Origin of the sequence: Ruminococcus sp. AF20-12LB (genome assembly GCF_003478985.1) — a bacterium.
Taxonomy (GTDB): domain Bacteria; phylum Bacillota; class Clostridia; order Lachnospirales; family Lachnospiraceae; genus Blautia_A.
Genome location: NZ_QUGH01000003.1, coordinates 329,831 through 343,267, shown reverse-complemented (window position 1 = coordinate 343,267; position 13,437 = coordinate 329,831). Strand labels below are relative to the sequence as shown.

At 39.5% G+C, this 13,437-nt stretch carries 16 protein-coding genes; 1 reads left to right on the top strand and 15 read right to left on the bottom strand.

Annotation, left to right across the window (positions count from 1 at the left end; all coding sequences use genetic code 11):
- Positions 1 to 12: 12 nt before the first annotated feature.
- The 9 genes from DWX61_RS06030 to ligA all read right to left on the bottom strand — a co-directional run bounded on the left by DWX61_RS06030 (position 13) and on the right by ligA (position 7,053).
- A complete protein-coding gene (locus DWX61_RS06030) occupies positions 13 to 174 on the bottom strand; it encodes a hypothetical protein (protein ID WP_286188057.1) in 162 nt (53 codons plus the stop codon).
- Between the two features lie 40 nt (positions 175 to 214).
- Positions 215 to 961 (bottom strand): LPD11 domain-containing protein, encoded by a 747-nt coding sequence (locus DWX61_RS19190; RefSeq protein WP_242860499.1) that lies wholly within the window; start codon positions 959 to 961, stop codon positions 215 to 217.
- A 196-nt stretch (positions 962 to 1,157) separates the two neighbouring features.
- Positions 1,158 to 2,516 carry an ATP-binding protein gene (locus DWX61_RS06020; protein WP_055151578.1) on the bottom strand — a complete coding sequence of 453 codons (1,359 nt, stop codon included), beginning with the start codon at positions 2,514 to 2,516 and terminating at the stop codon, positions 1,158 to 1,160.
- An 87-nt stretch (positions 2,517 to 2,603) separates the two neighbouring features.
- A complete protein-coding gene (gene ybiA / locus DWX61_RS06015) occupies positions 2,604 to 3,065 on the bottom strand; it encodes a riboflavin biosynthesis intermediates N-glycosidase (RefSeq protein ID WP_118624269.1) in 462 nt (153 codons plus the stop codon).
- 58 nt (positions 3,066 to 3,123) lie between these two features.
- Positions 3,124 to 3,552: a hypothetical protein gene (locus tag DWX61_RS06010; protein WP_118624267.1), complete on the bottom strand. Its 429-nt coding sequence runs from the start codon at positions 3,550 to 3,552 to the stop codon at positions 3,124 to 3,126.
- Positions 3,553 to 3,575: 23 nt separating this feature from the next.
- Positions 3,576 to 4,409, bottom strand: a complete 834-nt coding sequence (locus tag DWX61_RS06005) for a hypothetical protein (protein WP_129975664.1) — start codon at positions 4,407 to 4,409, stop codon at positions 3,576 to 3,578.
- On the bottom strand, positions 4,406 to 4,693 hold the full coding sequence (locus DWX61_RS06000) for a hypothetical protein (protein ID WP_117942302.1): 288 nt from the start codon (positions 4,691 to 4,693) through the stop codon (positions 4,406 to 4,408). Before DWX61_RS06000 ends, DWX61_RS06005 begins: the two co-directional genes overlap by 4 nt.
- 95 nt (positions 4,694 to 4,788) lie before the next feature.
- Positions 4,789 to 5,025: a hypothetical protein gene (locus DWX61_RS05995; protein WP_117942303.1), complete on the bottom strand. Its 237-nt coding sequence runs from the start codon at positions 5,023 to 5,025 to the stop codon at positions 4,789 to 4,791.
- A gap of 12 nt (positions 5,026 to 5,037) precedes the next feature.
- Positions 5,038 to 7,053, bottom strand: coding sequence for an NAD-dependent DNA ligase LigA (gene ligA / locus DWX61_RS05990; protein ID WP_118624263.1), 2,016 nt, complete (start codon positions 7,051 to 7,053; stop codon positions 5,038 to 5,040).
- Between the two features lie 606 nt (positions 7,054 to 7,659).
- Between ligA and DWX61_RS05980 the strand changes: the two genes are divergently transcribed.
- Positions 7,660 to 8,049 carry an SOS response-associated peptidase gene (locus DWX61_RS05980; RefSeq protein WP_353652863.1) on the top strand — a complete coding sequence of 130 codons (390 nt, stop codon included), beginning with the start codon at positions 7,660 to 7,662 and terminating at the stop codon, positions 8,047 to 8,049.
- Positions 8,050 to 8,098: 49 nt separating this feature from the next.
- Here DWX61_RS05980 and DWX61_RS05975 read toward each other — a convergent pair whose 3' ends face one another.
- The 6 genes from DWX61_RS05975 to DWX61_RS05950 form a co-directional block, all read right to left on the bottom strand.
- Positions 8,099 to 8,659 carry a hypothetical protein gene (locus DWX61_RS05975; RefSeq protein WP_025580515.1) on the bottom strand — a complete coding sequence of 187 codons (561 nt, stop codon included), beginning with the start codon at positions 8,657 to 8,659 and terminating at the stop codon, positions 8,099 to 8,101.
- Positions 8,656 to 8,898, bottom strand: coding sequence for a hypothetical protein (locus tag DWX61_RS05970; protein WP_118624261.1), 243 nt, complete (start codon positions 8,896 to 8,898; stop codon positions 8,656 to 8,658). The genes DWX61_RS05975 and DWX61_RS05970 overlap by 4 nt, the downstream gene beginning before the upstream one ends.
- A 55-nt stretch (positions 8,899 to 8,953) precedes the next feature.
- Entirely contained in the window at positions 8,954 to 10,009 is a 1,056-nt protein-coding gene (locus DWX61_RS05965) for a TRM11 family methyltransferase (RefSeq protein ID WP_025580516.1), read from the bottom strand.
- 1 nt (position 10,010) lies between these two features.
- A complete protein-coding gene (locus DWX61_RS05960) occupies positions 10,011 to 10,559 on the bottom strand; it encodes an AbrB/MazE/SpoVT family DNA-binding domain-containing protein (protein ID WP_059085279.1) in 549 nt (182 codons plus the stop codon).
- 62 nt (positions 10,560 to 10,621) lie between these two features.
- A complete protein-coding gene (locus DWX61_RS05955) occupies positions 10,622 to 11,359 on the bottom strand; it encodes a hypothetical protein (protein ID WP_025580519.1) in 738 nt (245 codons plus the stop codon).
- 17 nt (positions 11,360 to 11,376) lie between these two features.
- Entirely contained in the window at positions 11,377 to 13,059 is a 1,683-nt protein-coding gene (locus DWX61_RS05950; protein ID WP_286188055.1) for a vWA domain-containing protein, read from the bottom strand.
- Positions 13,060 to 13,437: the final 378 nt, after the last annotated feature.

Below are 13,437 nucleotides of genomic sequence, written 5' to 3'. Positions count from 1 at the left end.
AAACTGGTAAGTCTATCTTACATCAGTTTGAAGGTTTACACAAACTTTGGGATACTCCCTATCCTCCCGGTGGATGCAGCACTTTCCGCATTGGGTACAGTGAAATGTAAATGTATCATCGAGACCGATTTCTTCATATCCTAATTGTTCTTTTAGTTCTTTTATTAAATTCATAATCATTCTCCTTAAAAAAAATATTTTTATGGCGGTTCTATTATTTTGTGTCTGAACACATTGCTTTTTCGTATTCTAGGATTTGTTTCCATGTCAACCATTCTGGTTTCCCATCATCCGGAAATTCATTCCAGAGTTTTTTCATGGCGGCAATTTGTTTGCTTTCATTGTGATAGTACAGATGTCCAGTACAACGGTTTCCGTAATTCAAGTAATACTCACAGTCGCTTTGTAAACGACTAAGCATCATGTACTGAAATTCATAAGGATTTTTCGGTTTATCTGTTAAAATTCTAAATGGTTTCCGGATAGGCATATCCGGTTCTCCATCAAATTCATTTCCGACTGCAGAGTGCAGATGAGGAATTTCAAAGTCACCAAGTTCTACATCTTTCCACAACTTCCCATATTGATCCTGGTATACCGGGCGAGCCCATTCGTCTGTACCAATATAATGAAGAAGACGAGAGGGTTCTTCTGGAATAGAAATCAGTTCATCCGGGGACATAATCACTTCATCCAAAGCAAGCTCATCCAGTTTTTTTGGCATATTGTAAAGAGAAGAAAAGCGTTCCTCTAGTTTCCGAATGTCTGCTTCAGACTCAGGAAAATCAAAGCAACAGTGAATATCAGGAGTCAGATTGTCGGTTTCTTTATCTTCGCCGGTATGAATTTCCAAAATAACACCTTCCAATCCTGCATAATCGCTGGCATCGGTTGTCCGCACACGTTGTCCGGGTTTGAAGATGACATCTCCCCATTGTAATTCAGTTGTTGTATTGTTCATGTAATTCTTCCTTTCTTGATGGGAATTGGCATTGACAAAAGAGGGAATAGAATAAATCCATACCCCTTGTCCGTAACATCACATCTATGCCAATTCTCATAAATTCATAAATTTTCACTAATTCAGTGCTGTGTTTTTCGTGATCCTTCTAAATAAAAAGAGACCACTCGCAAGTAGTCTCTTCGTAAACATAAATTTAATTAAACTTGTATTGTTCCAATAAATAAATAGGCAGTGTTTCTGTTTTTCCGTCTATCCCTCCTTTGGTTGCCCCTTTTAAATAAAGAAGCTTATCTGCTTTTCCCTGAGCCAGAGCTTTCTGGGCAGTGGAAGCAGTCCCTTTTCCGGCTTTTACTTCTATTAAATATCGGGTGGAAGAAGATAGGCTTTGTGCCACAAAATCAATTTCTCCGCCTCGGTAAGTAGCAAAAGCTGGGGTTTCAAAGGAAATTTCCGGTGGAAAATCCTGGCGTTTCTTCAGGTTGATATAGACATAATTTTCATTTAATGTGCCTGCAAGTACACGGGAATCGGTACCGGTACGTGTCAGATAATAATTTGCCAGCCCCATATCCATGAAGTAGCAGCGGCTTGCAGACTTAAAATCCAGAATGTCCATTTCTGTTATTTTTGCACAGAATCCAATGATTCCAGAAAAGTATAACCAGCTAATGGCACGGTTGCAGGTAGCCTTTGAAATATTACTGGAGTAGTCTTTGGTTACCAGCTTTTGCAATTCTTCGCTGATACTGTCTTCTGAAAATCCTTTCTTTTCACGGTTTAAAATACGGCAGATGGAAAAGAAAATATGAGTAAACACTTTGGTATCCAAAATATCTGTAAAATAGCGAATGGACTCATTGGTAAAGGTATCAATGATTTTTACGAGTTCGCCCTGTGCCTTTACGATATTCCGGTTCTCCAGATAGTTTTCTACCACTTTGGGATAGCCACCAATTTGACAGTACAGATCATAGGTTTCCTTTAAGCGATTATAGACTTCTGCTTCAGAGGAAACAAGAGATATTTTTTTGTAATCGTCATACAGATTCTGATCATAGGCCATCAAAAACTCTTCAAAAGAAAGCGTATAGATGGTGAGTTTGGTGACATCACCGCTGGAATAGCGAAACTCCGGATCATAAATTCTTCCAAGATAACTACCTGTAACGATAAAATGGGCTTTAAACTGTCGGGTGAACTCCCGGATGCGGTTATAAATTTCCGATGATTCCTGAATTTCATCAATAATGATGACAGTATCATCGGAATCAATAAAGTCCGGCTCATATAACTGGAAGGCATCATGGAGAGGATGCTCCCGCCGTTTTGTTCCAGGTGTCCAATTGGTTGCCTGTTTATAACATTCCATAAACTGTTTACCACTTAATTCAAACAGGTTAATATAAATTTTGTGTTTGTAGTTTTCGTCAGCAAATTTCTGTATCAGGTAGGTTTTTCCAACCTGACGGGCTCCACCGACTTCCAGGGTACTATGACCTCCTTCATTTTTCCAATCCAGAAGACGGTCATAGACAAAACGCATCAGATACATAAGCACAAATCCTTTCTTTAAAATCTATCTTCCATTATAGCAAAATATTTGCAGTTCATACAGTGCAAAATTGGATAAATTATTGTTTTAACATTCAAATTGAAGCTTCGCACGTATGTCCATAAGAATTCTGCCTAAATGATTTTCACCATATCCATTTACAGTTCCCCAAAAGGTGTCACCCCATGTATTTTCCTCTACTAACCTACGGTTTCCAGTAGAAAGAAGGAGGCGACAAAGTTCAGGGTTTTGCATGAATTTACACATACAAATTTCATACATACAGCGTATTTTGATTTTATCCCAATCTGGTCGTAGCATCAGGTTGCGTCCAAGCCTCTTTGCATCAGCGGGATTATGCATACAGAATTTACAAAAACGTTGCTGTTCTTTTACAGAGTATGTCTTTTGTGCCTGAAAAGCAGCTTCGCTGTTGGCATAGAGTTGCCCCATGTATGAAATAGATGCCGGATAAAAATTACTGAGAAACGCATAGCGTCCACGAAAACCTAAAATAGCGGGATCTTTTATTGAAATATTTCTTTGCATAACAGAATGTCCTTTCTAACAGTGTGTTCATAGTATTTATCATGTTTCATTTGGAATTTTATCCCCAGAGTTCTCCAGTAATTTCTAAAAGATAATCTTCATAAGGAAAATCCGGTGGGAGCAATCCCTCTAACCGTTGTTGACATTCTTTTATGACATCTTCGAAAGACTCATAGGCTTTTTTAAAAAGAGAAGGTTTTTCTAATAAATCCATAAAATAAAAATGGTCATCAATTTGTGGTTCGATTTCTTCTCCATCACAGATGCGCCAACAACGCAAATAATCGGCAGTGCCGTTGTAGCATATAGCATAATGGTCAAGAAGATAGTCAAAAAATTCGTCATTATCAGATTTCGTAGAAAACATTTCATATAATTCGGGTTTTGTCTTTTCCCATAAGGGGAGTATATACTGTTGCATCAATGTAACGGATTCTTCGGATATAAGAAGTCCATAGCAGTGAAGTATAGAAGTAATTATGCTCATAGAGTCCTCCTGTTTGATGTAAGTTATTTTTTTAATATTCTGAGGCTTTGCTTTTCCCAGTTTATCCATAGACCTTTTTGTGACAAAACACGTTCTTGTATTTTATAATACAAAGGTATCTTTTTAGCTGAATTTGTTGTATCCCATTGATTTACAAGATTTAATAAATCTGTATCTGGGTAAGGAATACAAAAGTCATATTCATCGTATTCATCGGTTTTTTTATACTTTGTGTAAGTCATTTTCCCTATGCCATCGGCAGGAAATTTTCCAAGATACACAGCACCATACTTTTGGCAATATGCTTCGAGCAATGCTTTTCTGTAATTTTGATAAATTTTTTTATCAGGAACAGAAAAAAGTCTTTGCTGAAGGGAAAGGCTTCGCTGGAAGTTATATAAAACTGTAAGCAAAGGATCTTCCTGCAGCGAAAAACGTGGAGTTCGCAGTGGTGGTTGTGCTAGAATAGAAGATATTTTATCCTGTACTTCTTTAAATACTGCAGAATAAACAGCTTTTTGATAATGCGGCATAGCATATTCAAGTTCTTCTAAACTGCAGAATGAATCCGTAGATAAAAGGGTATTTACACCAAGTGAAAAGCAGTAATCATATTTAATTGAATCTAGTAAATATGCAGCCATTTCTTTAGGTTCATTGATGCTTTTAGATTCTAATACTTCTGAGGTGTAGGGAGTTACACAAAGAACGGTGTATCCGGCTTTAGGTGAAAACACAACGTCTGTAGAAGCAAAAATTGATAACAATGGTTCTAAAACTTCAAGAAGAGCTTCCATTTGCATATTTCTTTTTTCTATACCCGATGGTGTATGAAAATATGGGGTTACTTCATTCAAATTAAGAATCTGAAAAGTCGCAAAAAAGGTTCTTGATTTTGAGTACGCAGATAGGCGTAAAAAGAAGAAAGGGATAGTTCGATTTCACTTTCCACATCAAAATAAAACTTCTCTTGTTCTTTTGCACTTGCATAAAAATCGTCTGGTTCAGCACACCCGTGTTCTTTTAAATATTCTAAGATAGCCCGCTTCATGGCATCTTTTGCCATGTCTGCTTGCAAATAGGGAGGTCCTATGGGGGTAATAAGAGTTTTAAGGTCATCATAATATGTAAGCAAATACATAATAGCAGCTCCTTTCTAAATCCACTTATCAACAAAAGAAAATGGGAAAGCATTTTCGGCCTTCCCATTTTGTGAATCTTTGATTGATTAAAGTATTATCTCCAAACATCTCTGGTAGGGTAATAGATGACAGTAATATTCTGATAGCGTGCCATCGCATTCATTGGAATATCTGGTTCCCCATCAAAGGCATTATCGCAGGCACTGCATAAATGTGCAGGGCGGTCTGAGTAGGGTTCTACATCCTTCCATAGTTTTCCAGATTCATCCTGATATACGGGTCTGTCCCAGCTATCCCGACCTTTATATTTTAGATATATTTTATCTTTCATCGGAGTTCTCCTTTATGCAATCATCTCAAGAAACTCATCTTCAGACAATATTTTAATACCGAGAGCCTGAGCTTTTGTTAATTTACTTCCGGCTTTTTCCCCACAAATCAGATAATCTGTCTTTTTTGTGACAGAACTGCCGGCTTTTGCTCCAAGCTCAATGATCTTGGAGTTGATTTTATCCCTTGTAAAATGAGCAAGTTTTCCTGTTGCAACGATAGTACATCCTGTAAATACATTTTCTTTCATCATAGTGTTCATTTCCTTTCTTTCTTCAAATATAAGTTCTTTTTGGAGTTCGTGCCAGAGAATTAGATTGTTTTCATCAGAGAACCAGTCATGGATATTCTGATTCAGAGTATCACCAAAGTCATCTAACTGGGTGAAATCATAGTCACCAGAGGCAGCGTCAAAAAATTCCTGCAGACTGCCGTGGAATACTGTATCCAAAATCCTGCTTTTGGTTCGTCCGACCATAGGAATATCCATGGAAACCAGGAATCGGACAAAGGTAGTATTACGGCTGGAAGTAATGGAATTCCATAATCTTTCAAAGGATTTTTTACCGAAACCTTCCAACTGTAAGATTTCTTCCTGATGTTCATTTAGATGGTAAATATCCGGAAATGTCTGGAGATAACCCAAAGTTAGGAATTTTTCCAAGGTAGTTTCGGAGAGTCCCTCGATGTTCATTGCTTTTTTTCCAACGAAATGTGTAAAGCGTTTTCGGATCTGGCTATCACAGTTGGGATTGTCACAATGCACTGTTTCAATGAGACGCCCATCATTTCCTTTTCTTTGATAGATACGAGTCTGAGAACCACAGCATGGACATACTGGGGGAACTGCATCTACGTAATGACCACGTTCCAGATTTTCCTCAATATGAGGAATGATCATATTACGTTTCGATACAGAAATTCTACAACCTGGCACCAATTCTAATTCTTTGATAAAGGTCAGATTGTGAAGGGTTGCTCTGGAAACAGAGCATCCGTCAATTTCCACAGAGTCAAAAACTCCCACAGGTGCAATTTCTCCGAAACGGGTGGGTGTCCATTCTATATTGCGAAGAGTGGTTTCGTAAGTTTCGTCTTCAAACTTAAAAGCCAGTCCATCTTTATAATGATGTCCGGTACGCCCACAGCTTTTGGAATAGTCCAGACTGTCGAAAATCATTACAATTCCGTCAATAGGCAGATGTTTTTTGCCTGCCAGAACAGTCAGATTTTCAATATACTGGTTTACAAGATCCAAGGTTAAAGGCTGGGTTGCAATAATATAAGGACAAGGCTGGAAGCCATAGTCAAACAGGCTGGAAACCTTTATAGATCTGCTGTCTGGAAAGAGAAATGGAGAGTCCAGACCTTCCAGAACATTAAAAGGCATAAAGTGCAGACAGCGTCCTGCACAATTTGCCGGATCAAGACTTCGCACAGAGCCAGAAGCCAGATTTCGCCCATTTTTGTAAGGTTCTCCTTTTACATCTCGGAGGGTTTCTTTTAAACGCTCAAAGTCATTGGTTGGGATGAAGGATTCTCCAACAATCACCAGCCGGCCTTTATATGGAATTGAGAGAGGGACATCAACGTATGCAGGGATGTTATGGGTGATAAGTTCCCCAATTTCTCCGTCGCCACGCGTGGAAGCCTCTACAAGTGTTCCATTTTCGTAGACTAATTTAGTCGTTAATCCGTCCAACTTCAGCATAAACAGAACTGGCTGCTTACCGGCAAAACTTATCAAGTCCTGTACCTGCTTTGTCTTATCTAAAGAGAGCAAAGGGACCGGATGCTTTACTTTGGGAAGTTCACTGATGGGAGTATAGCCTACGGTTTGTGTCGGTGAATTGGATAAGACAAAGCCTGTCTGCTTTTCTAATTCCACTAATTCATCGAAGATTCGGTCATATTCCGCATCACTGATATTCGGACTGTTCTCATTATAATAAGCGTTACGCTGTAAATTCAGATGGTCCACCAGTTGTTTGATTTTTTCCACGTTTGATAATTCATTAGAGTGGTTCATTTTATTCTTGTCTCCTTTTCTATGGTATAGTTGTAATTCTTATTTGTTCCGGTTTTTCTTCCTCCTTTCTTTGCGTTCAGGCATAAAAAAAGAGAATGACACGGATGTTCATTCTCTAATGCGTGCAGTTTCCTGCAAAATAAAAAAGCCAGAAGTCCCTGCTGGTAGCGTGGTATACTTCTGACACTTTTACAAACCTAAACTGCGTGCGTATATCCTTTCCGGATGACACAAATAATAATTACATAGTAAGTGTAACACTATATGTGGTATGTGTCAATATAAAAGCACTATATATTGTTTATCCTGAGAAGAAAATTACTGTATATAGAGGAAGCATGGATATGGAAAATATTATCTCTTGATTTCAGAACGTATGTTCTATATAATGAGATATAAAGGAGGGGAACGTGAGTTTGGAAAAAGTGATTTTTCATATAGATGTAAATTCTGCCTTCTTGTCCTGGGAAGCGGTATATCGGCTGCATCATAGAGCATGGGCAGGACATCCATCCGTCTGAATCTGCAATTGTACTTACAAAGGAGTGTAGGGAAGTGGCTGCAAGGCAGATGCAGTGGGGATTTCCGGGGTTCTAGGGAAAGGGACTGCTTATCAATGCAAGGGCGGAGGCGATACTGGACAAGAAGACCTTTCGGGACAGTGTGCTGCATCGAAGATGTGTGATTCCTGCCCATCACTTTTACGAATGGAGTAAAAACAAAGAAAAATATACTTTTCAAAGTCCAAAGCAGGATGCCACATTATTTATGGCAGGGTGTTATCAAATCTATAATGGTCAAAATCGTTTTGTAATTCTGACTACGCAGGCAAATGCTTCCGTAGCACCAGTGCATGAACGGATGCCATTGCTTTTGGAACGACAAGAACTGGAAGATTGGATTATGGAGGATGCAGCGGTAGAATTTATTCTTGCTAAGAAGCCCATACTGTTGAATCGGACAGCAGAATATGAACAACTGAAATTATTTTCATAAGAAGGGAAACCCATAAAAGTTTCCCTTCTTGACATAAAAATTTTTGAATTTAGAATCCATTGTTTATTTGTTCTGTTGCTGCAGGCATAGGAGGACTGGATTTTACATAGATTAATAGTTTCCCATGCAGATCCAAATCCTGTTTACTCCATTGCCCATTCTCATAAACCTTTTGGGTAATTGTATTGTAGATAATTGGCGTATCCTCTATACGTTCCATATCAACTACAAGGCAATCCTGAAGGGCAATATATGGATATAGAGCATCCTCAATATATGTCCTTAATTTTAATGCCTGCCTGTGCAGTAGTTCCACATCATACAGTTTTGATAAGGTATAGCCCATTTCTTTGAGTATCCCGGATGTTGTAATGGTTTGTTGGATAACAGAAATCTGCTCTTCCAGAGACACATCTGGATTTATCATAAGCTTTGATAATGTAATTTCTTTTACAAAAGCTGTCGCTGTATCACCAATTTGCTTTTTTAGGGTTTCATAAGGAACCCGATACTGTGTCTGTAAAATTTCAAGTGGAACGTATTCCCGGTTTTTCTTTAAAGTTGAAAGTAATTCACAAAGCTTGCTTCCCAATTCATATATGTTATTCAAGCACACATCACTTCCGATACGGTCTCTGGTATATGAACCAAATGGTAAATGGTATTTTCTGTTTCGAAAACGATACTGTCATTTGATACTTCCAAAATCGTTAGGATAGGAGATGTCAGAATAGAGAAACCATTGACCCCAGAAATAATAGCACGTTCCCCAACCCGTAGCGGAGAATGAAACCATCCTGAGAGTGTCGTTATTTGTTTATCTTTCACATGGTGCTTTCGATTTGTCATAGTGTTCACACTCCTTTTGTAGCGTCATAGAAAATCTGTTTTTCATGGCTCGTTTTTATGTAACCGAGTAACTCAAACGAAAATATCCTTTCGATACAGGTATATATTCGTCTGGGTGTTCATATAAGGTGGCACGGATACGTTCCTGATAATGCGGATTCTTTTTCGCTTTTGGGTGTTCTTTTAATAAAGCGTACAGGTCTTTTAAAGCCCCTCTTCCTCCAATACTCTCCATTGTCATCCGGATTAGATGATGCCAAGTCAGTGCAAGAATATCTGTATTTTGTACAGAAAACACACCTTCTTGCCGGATGCTGAAGGGGATAATGAAAGAATCCGTTTTTTTCAGCAACAGAGCATATTCTGTCACAATGGGAATGAAAGGCTTTTTGTACGTCCGATTGTCGGAAACACAATTAAACTGGCCCTTTACCAGAAAAGATTCAAAATCACCCATCCGCATTAAATCATGCTGCATACTATAGAACTTACCATGGAGCCGCATATCGCCTACCAGTATGGCAAGCCTGCCACCTTTCCGAAGTGCCAGGAAAAATTTCCGGATACAGTGATTTAGTTTTTCTAAAAAATCCGAATAGTTTTCACAGCGGGATAGGTCGTCCGGGTGAGGGTTTCCCCAGATATTTCCGGAATACTGGATCATATTATGGTAAGGTGGATGGAAAAAGATGAGATCAGCGGAATCCTCCACTTCATCTTTTAGGGCATTCCAGTTACCTTTTCCATAAGCAGGTGCCGGATTTAGATCATAGAGCAGGGAACGTACCTGATAACGGTCAGCCGCCGCCTTTGAAGTCCCAGAGCCACTCATAGGATCTAAGAGGGTAAAGGTGCTGGTATCTTTTCCGTAATATCGCTTATCGTCCAGGCAATAGCGTAGAAGTGCTGCAATCACTTCGGGAGAGCAGTTACCACGCCACTGGCTGTTACCGCCTTCGCCCCGTTCTGGGTATGCCATGAAAGAAGTCAGTTCCTTTCCCACACGTTTTCGCAATCCTTCCGTTCCAAGCATGTCAGCGACAGTACGCCATTGGGGACCAAATTCAGCTTCTAATAATTGTGCTGCCCGATGCAGCATTAAGTCATTCATTTTATATCACCGTCCTTTCATAATTTTGTTGAATGTAGCGGGAAATCGCCGCCGCAGTCATTTTGGCACAGCCTAAATCCATTTCGCTGAAAGGCTGTTGATTTTTTGTACACAGTAAAAGTCCCAACGTTTCACCCAATTCGTTTTTTTTAGAAATAGGGAAAAAGGCTGATATGGGATATTTTCCTGTCATAGTAGGGTATATGCGTTCCTTTTCAGAGAATAATTTCATCTTTCCCTGTTGCAGAAGCCTTTGAATACTTTCTGTTACAGGCATATTAAGTGCTGTATGATAATTCTTGGAAGCAATGATTTTGGAATGATTACATAACAGGATCCGGCAAGGGACATTACTATGTAAAATATCCAGAAAACTGTCTAACCGGATATCCATAGGGATATGGGAGTCGCATTTACGAAGACAGATGTTGCGTGTGTCAGCTTCCAGCATCAATACATCGCCTGTATGAAGTTGTAGGGCTTTTCTTACTTTGGCAGGAATAATGATCCGCCCTTGTTGGTCAATATTTAGTGTTGTGGCATAATCCATAGAAATCTCCTTTCCTTTATAAAAAGAAGCAGTCTTTTCGGCTGCTTCTTTGTTGAAATTCTTTAAGCGACATACATACCATTCAGATATTGCTCTTGTGGTTGTTCCTGCATATAGGAAGACATTTCATGTGGCTGTATGTTTTGTGCCATTCGTGCTTCCTGTTGCTTTTTAAATTGTTGTTTGCCGTTTTGAATCAGGAAGGATGCAACGTAGTTTTCCCAATTTACGATATAAGAATCAGCACGTTTTAACAGCATATAAAAATCCATATCTGTCAATTGGATAAAAGCACTTTTTTCAGAGATAAAACTTTGAGCCTGCATATAAGTGCCGCCGTTATGATTCTTTTTCTTGATACCTTTTCCGTTATTAATTTGAATTCTCCACGGGCTGGTCAGTATTTCCTGCTGGTTGTTATATACGTGGCGGGAAATAAAAAACTGTTGTGCAGTAGAATAGCCATTGCCATCCGGCACACCAAATATTTTACTTTGTGACCATTCAAATTCAGGAAAGCCAGCGGCAACTCTGGACAGCAGAAATTGAATTTGTTCGGGTGCCAGATGAAAACGGGTGATAATATTTTTATCACCGGTACCACTAGAGTAATCCTGTATGGAGATTCCAATAAGGGAGTGAACTTTATGACCATTTTCTTCAAATTCTCCTTTTGCATGAAGCTGTGCATAGCTGTTATAACTTGTGTAGCGGAGGCGGTCATACAGTGCAATTAATTTTTTACTGGTCTGTACTTTGCATATCTGATCTGTAATTGAGTTTTGATAATTTTCACTCATGTATGTTTTCCTTCTTTCTATTTCAAATATTGTTTTACAAGCTGTGTCATATTTTTGGGCAAATCTTCTAATTTGGTAATATCTAAAAAACCATCCTGATAGATTCTGCGGATGTTTTCTTTGTCATCACCAATTGCTGCAGCAAAGATCACAATGCCACGTTTACGATATTCATTCTTGATACCACGAAGATCTGCTTCTGCTTCCGTACCACTGTACCCACAATCTGCGGGCTGTCCGTCAGAGATTATGATGAGGAGTTTTTGTGATTCCGGACGCTTTGCCAGGTGTTCCGCAACATAACGAAGTGCAGCTCCATCCCGGTTGCCATTACGGGCAGACATATCTATCAGCCGGTAACGGTCAGAGGCATCCAGAGAATCAAATTCAGCATAGGAATACAAAGCAACACCCTTAGAATCTGTAGAATGCCCATAAATGGTAATAGGAATTCCCAGGCTCATACAGAAATCATACAGCACGATTGCAGTTTTCCGGGCATGGGTAATACGATCTCCCCAGCCCATAGAACCACTTTCATCAACCAAAAGTCCCACGGAAAGTTTTTGTTCTTCATCCGGAAGCCTGGTTCTGGTAAAGATACCGCCGTCCTTTCGGTGTAAAGCCCGCATATCCAGCCTTTTACCAAATAACAGGTTTTTTTGTTTCCCGCCTTCTGCCTCTTCTTTTAATAAAGGAAGAATGGAACTTTGCAGCCTTTTGGAGGTCCGCAAAAGAGGGGAAGCAACTGTTTGATAAGATTTGATAAAAAAGTCGGAAACGGGATTGATGCGGTGGATTGTTACATGGATGCCTGCATGGGCATTTCCGTAATGTATTTCATCCGCCGATTTTTGCAAGTCTTCTGTTAATTCCTGTTCATAATCATTTTGGGCTTTTTCCGTAGCAACATCATTTAGGATGCGTGCAAGATCATTCGCTGCATTTTCATAACCGGAACCGGCATACTGTGATGCGTATGTGATTCCTGGATTATTTCCATCTAATACTGCTGTAGTTTTAGCAAGTTCAATTCTTCCTCCTTCTTCCTGCAGTACTTTTTCTGCCTGGTTGATTGCATCTTGTCTGTAATTTGGATCAAGACCAGATAAGTCACAGGTTATAGGAGTTTTTGATTTTACTGTAGGACCTGGAATGTTTTTAGGGATTCCTCCGTTTTTACCAGTTGGAAGAGGAGATCCGCTACCTGATTCTTTCCGCAGCAGATCCTCCAGAGCATCGCCAACTTGGGTACTATCCTGCTTTTTTAAAGACTCTCTGGTTAACTCTACCATAGGCTGAATATAGTTCCAGCAAAGTACTAAAAGATAGTTGGAAGCACGTAAGCGTTCTTTCCCCTGTGTGGCAATTAAAGCATCGTCAATATAATCCATGCAGTCTGAAAGGGTGTCTGTGTATTCTCCAGAATAATTCGTGCGGTTATTTATATTACCAGTCCGGCAATAAGACAAAATTAAATTGCTCATAATGGAAAACGGCTGATAGCCACAGTCAATTTGTTCCTGTATAGAAGGAATCAATTCAGACATCCGCAGATTATTGATCTGTATTCCCTGCTTAAAAGTTCCGGGATATTCTTCACACATCCGGGCTTCAATGTAGATGTCCTCCAGTATATTATTAAACTGTGCAGCACAGCGGGATAGCGTCAGACACGTTGCGTTATCTTTTTCTTCCATGGCATCTAAGATGTCCTGCAGATTTGCCTTGTATCCAGAAGGCAGATTGTCTGGTGCTTCTGGATAGAAGGAACCATTTTCCATATTGGTCAGATAAAGCTGTAGTGATGCAAAATCAGAGTAACGCAGATGTCCGATTTCATGTCCAGTTAGACCAGTCAGGCTTTGTGACCGCAGAAATCGGGAAGGAAAGCTTTGGGTTATCGAGTTTGCGGCGTTACAGTGAATTCTATAATTATCTGTATAAGCGATGTCTGCATTTTCAGAACTGTCCCATTCCATAAGCACCTGAAGTCCATAGCGAGAACGGCCAGTAGCCGTTTTCGCCAGAGATGTTTGGTATTTTTGGAAAGCCGATGAAAGAAAGAGTTCTTCATC